Here is a 4471-nt window from a genome sequence, read left to right as displayed (position 1 = left end):
GAGGTGGCGATAGCAATGAGGCATGGCAACACGATACCTGATGGGTCAGGTGTTGCACTTGGTCATTGAGACCGCCCTTCCTTGGTACCAACTGTTTTTGTACTTCATCATGTTCATAGCCCAGTACGTCGTGACTGCCTCGGGGGCCTCCTCGAATTTGTAAGTTGTCGAGATCCGCATCCGATTTCCCTGAAGGTCATCAGGAAACATGACGTTTCTGGTGGCGAGCTGCACGCTTAGTCCCTCAGCGGGGTTGCACGACAGGAAGAGCGTTGCTGGAGCGGTATCCGAGGTTTCTATCCGCACCGTGGACACCACCTCGTTACTGAAGTCATCGCCTCGCTCCTGGAATTCTATGTTGGCATATGCCATTGAGCTGGCTGCGAGGGTGATGCCTGAGGTGAGTGCGATCAGCTGACGTCTCACGGTACCTCCTTATATGCTAGACTTAGGCTAGCTTAGCCGATTTACCAGCCTAGCAGTCATCAAGATGGGAGTGTCACATGACATGCCCAATGGTGACACGCACTATGCTGGAGAGAAGCCTTTAAGTAAACAAGGTAACTTTTTAGGCATAGAAAGGTTTACGCAATTTCTTTACGCGCAACTGCTCCAAGCCCCCAGAAGGGGCGGTCAGTGAGCGTAAAGAAAACTATTGTTTCACAGCCGCTATCGGCTAAGAGCGGTCCTTCTGACCTCACTGGGATAACGCCCGCAACACCGGACGATTTGTAGTGAAGCAGGCTATTATTCCGAGTACTTGGAAAGCCATACCTCTTACTTAATCATAACCCCGATCCAATCGCGAAAGTGCAAAACTCCGTTAGAGTCGTAAACTTCACATTTCATAGTATGCAAGCCACGGTACAGCGTAGCTTCTGACAACTCTACCTTGGAGATAGGAGAGTAAGACCTATTATATTGGCTGATTCGATTTTTGTGGAGATGTTTAACAACCCCCTCTTGCTCCACATCTCTTTCATCCTTAGGGGTTGCTGGCCCATGATTAGTTTTTCTAAAAACAACTTTAAGTGGAAATCTGAGCCTATTATTTGTTCTAGACTGAACCTCAAAGACTAATGACACATTAGGCTCAAGGAAGCCTGAAGCAGATATATACTCTTTTTTCTCGCCATCTATTACCGTAAAGCACTTGTAGTCAATTTCTGTGTGATCCTTTACGAGGCTACCACAAATGTTTTCCCGAAAGCTTCGCGGTAGGGCAGAAAACTCTAAGCTTTTTTCGTAAGAAAGCTGCTTCATTCTATAATTCAGCGCATTTCCATCCAGGTCGGTAATATTTGGAGTTACGACAAGAAGGTTTTCTATTTCATTTTCCCGCCCTCGCGTTTTAATCTTAGAATATTTCTCTGGCCAGTTAACAAAATCTAATAGACCTTGCCCGAGCATAGTTTGATTTTTTCCTGCCAGCCCTTGAAGTTTAGAGGCCATATCCACCGGCAGGCCGGTTGCCGAAACCTCGCCTACATTTCTGTAGCCAAAATTACCCCAAAGAACATCTTCATCGTTTCCAAAATCGCACCCCACTCTAAAGCCAAAATCTTTTGCATCTAATCCCTGCCTTTCCATCCAAGGCTTTATGCTTTCTTCTAAAATAGCTCTTAAAGTGACCGAACAGTTAATCGCATCAGCTATAGCATTTTCTTTTTCAGTTGAGCTACTACCAAAAAACGCCATCACAGCGTCGCCCATCAGTCTATGCACGTACCCATCGAATGACCTAATAATTTCTACGCAAGTTTGAATAACAGCATTTTTGAATTTATAGACAAAATCTAACGGATACAGCAGCGAGAGCCTAGTTGACCCTTTGATGTCTACAAAAATTGTGCACACATAGTGATATTGCGTGGTTGTTGTACCTTCAAGATAAATAAAGTCGGGGTGAGTGCCAATTGGAGATTTGTTAACGCCCGCCTTACCAAAAATAGGCCTGATTTTGTCTTGAAGCAGAAACTCCTCTTGTGGCCCAGAAGGCAAATTTCTAAAAGACTCGTCCATTCGCTTCGAGTCCATAGCCTCCATAGACTCTGACTTAGCGACAGCTACAGAAGAGCGATTGCTAACCACTTCAAATATATCTTCGAACATGCTTTCAATATTTGACATTCTCAACCCCTTCCATTAAACATGAGCAGAAACAAAGATGCAGCCAACGCGGGAATAACCCCATATATAATAATTCTTACTGCAATCTTTAAAACTCTGAACTTTTCGTTTACAATTTCAGCCACTACAAATGCTTGCTTAGACAAGTCTTTCAGAAGTTCTTCAGGGGTTGCTTCCTCAATTTTCTTTGCATATCCATCCGCTCCATTCTCGACGGCCAGCACATCGCCGAAGAAAATAAGTGAATTATAATTTTTATCAGTGGTCTTGTTTGGAAACACTGCTCTTAGCAAGTTTATCGCCGCAGCAAGAGATAACAAAATTGTTAACACTGAAAACCCAATCGCATAGTAGTAAAAATGACCACAACTAGACTGAGGCGAACCTAATAACACAATACGTACAGACAACCCAAGGACAATTGCCCCAACAAAAGACATAAGAAGACCAACCTTAAAGTTGGTTGTCGCAATATAGTGATCGTATCTTTTTATGACATCAAATAAAAATGTCGACTTATCTTTGAAAGCTGCTTCTTCTTCTCTCAAATTAACCTCCATAACATATTATGGGAAAGGGTTTAAAAGGCATCCAGCCCACTCCTTTAAATACTTGAACCAACACGAGCGCCCAAGCACCTCATACCACACTATCACAGGCATTCTCATGCACTGAAAGTTTGATAAATCAATATAGCTCAGCCACATGACACCAATCATTGCGCATGCTGCATAAATCGATAAACGTATCTCCTGCCTTTGCATGCACGTCGGCTTTGGATCGTCAGCTGCCCAGCCATTCCATCATGCGGAGCCTAACACTCCCCTCTCGGCCAGAAGCAAAAACCCAGTAGCACCTAATACTTAATACGTGCGGATAGTAATGGGGAGGAAACCGAAGCGAGATCCGTCACAGCACTTCCCCTAGTTAGGTATTTAGTCGCAGCGAACTAGCTGAACATTCTCGAGTGAAAAACCCTCACTCCCTTCATCTTCTGTGTATCTTTGTGGAGTAGCGCTGCCATTTCTAGTATCAATATCGATCAAGTCAAGCTCTTCAGAGTAAACTAAAACACAAATGACAGTGCCATCAGATTTTGAGCCACCATAGCAAGAGTATGCTGTGTCATATTCCTTTACTTTTGTAACTACTCCCTTATCAATGAGGTTGATACCATCTTCGCTGACTATAAGTTTTGTGTCTCCCTCACATTTGGCATATGATTCGGCCCAAGAACCTTGGAAATCTTCTCCTATCGGTAGGTTTTCTGCCCATATCACACTAGGCGTCACTAAGACGATGAACGCAAGTGCAAATATTTTTTTGTATTTCATGTTTTTGTCCTGTTTGTAAGAATAGCCCAGCTGCACGCTCACCCACCCCATAATTTATTTAAACAACTTACCATTGATAATGATTCGGCAGTGCAAAACCAATCATCGCGCATGCGGCATATCCCAATGGAAGTGCTCGCTGCCTTTCCGACATACCGGCTTTGGCTCGTTAAGAGCCATTCATATGATACGTCGGGCTTGAACGCTTCCCCTTAATGTGAACAGGCACGCTACCGCTAGGGAACCCTGACGCGAGCTGCGCCGCCCTTCCATGGAGGCCTGAGGTGTCGCCATTTTGAGACATGACAGCATCAGGCAGATACATACTTTCACACTACAGACTAATCAAACTTTCTTCGATTAGCGAATGGTGGTCTTGATACGTGTCCGTGAAATGCGCTGTTGATGAGGCCGCTGGGATGGGGGGCTGAGGTGATGGAGGGATTTGGGGATGGATAGCGAAGCCAACACAAGACGAGGATGGCAGTATCGAGCTAAGCTGGCATTGACTAGGGCTACCTCGCCGGAAGGGACAGTCCTTGAGTACGGCCCGCACCACAAGAGAGCTTGTCGGCTGTCAGCGTCCTCACACGACGCCGGCTAATGGTGAGTCATTGTGCCCATTTCATTCATCAGAGCCCTACTACTAGCACGATTGGTTAGCAGATGAGGCCTGGGTAGCTGCCAGCTAGGCACAATGACTCACCACAACGGCTTCGGCAGCGCCCTACTCGGCACAATCACTCACCGCAACGGCTTAGTCAGCGCCCGACTCGGCGCAAGCACTCACCGGTACAGCCCTGGCTATACACCATGGCTCACCACAACGGCCTCGACAGCTCTGATCTCGAGCAGTGCATTCTCCCTACACCACTGTCTCCTTTCTCTCACCGGTTAGTGATTGTGCAAAGTTCACCGCTTTTAAGACCCTATCTGTAGGGTCCCGGATGATCAAATCGCCTATAGGAGTTATCCTCTGCTAGTGGCCAGAGGGCTTCTTCAGCAAT

General features: G+C 45.9%; 4 protein-coding genes. All 4 read right to left on the bottom strand.

Annotated features, from left to right (window positions below; all coding sequences use genetic code 11):
- Positions 1–45: 45 nt before the first annotated feature.
- Complete coding sequence (locus H1D44_RS20590; RefSeq protein ID WP_181517134.1) at positions 46–426, bottom strand: hypothetical protein; 381 nt, start codon at positions 424–426, stop codon at positions 46–48.
- 351 nt (positions 427–777) lie between these two features.
- The gene (locus H1D44_RS20585; protein WP_181517133.1) at positions 778–2130 is read right to left on the bottom strand and encodes a nucleotide-binding domain-containing protein; all 1353 of its coding nucleotides are present in this window, start codon (positions 2128–2130) and stop codon (positions 778–780) included.
- 2 nt (positions 2131–2132) lie between these two features.
- On the bottom strand, positions 2133–2678 hold the full coding sequence (locus H1D44_RS20580) for a Pycsar system effector family protein (protein WP_181517132.1): 546 nt from the start codon (positions 2676–2678) through the stop codon (positions 2133–2135).
- Between the two features lie 387 nt (positions 2679–3065).
- Positions 3066–3464, bottom strand: coding sequence for a hypothetical protein (locus H1D44_RS20575; RefSeq protein ID WP_181517131.1), 399 nt, complete (start codon positions 3462–3464; stop codon positions 3066–3068).
- Between the last annotated feature and the right edge of the window lie 1007 nt (positions 3465–4471).

It is taken from the genome of Billgrantia kenyensis (assembly GCF_013697085.1).
In the GTDB taxonomy this organism is placed as follows: Bacteria; Pseudomonadota; Gammaproteobacteria; order Pseudomonadales; family Halomonadaceae; genus Halomonas; species Halomonas kenyensis.
This window is presented reverse-complemented; position numbering and strand designations above follow the sequence as displayed.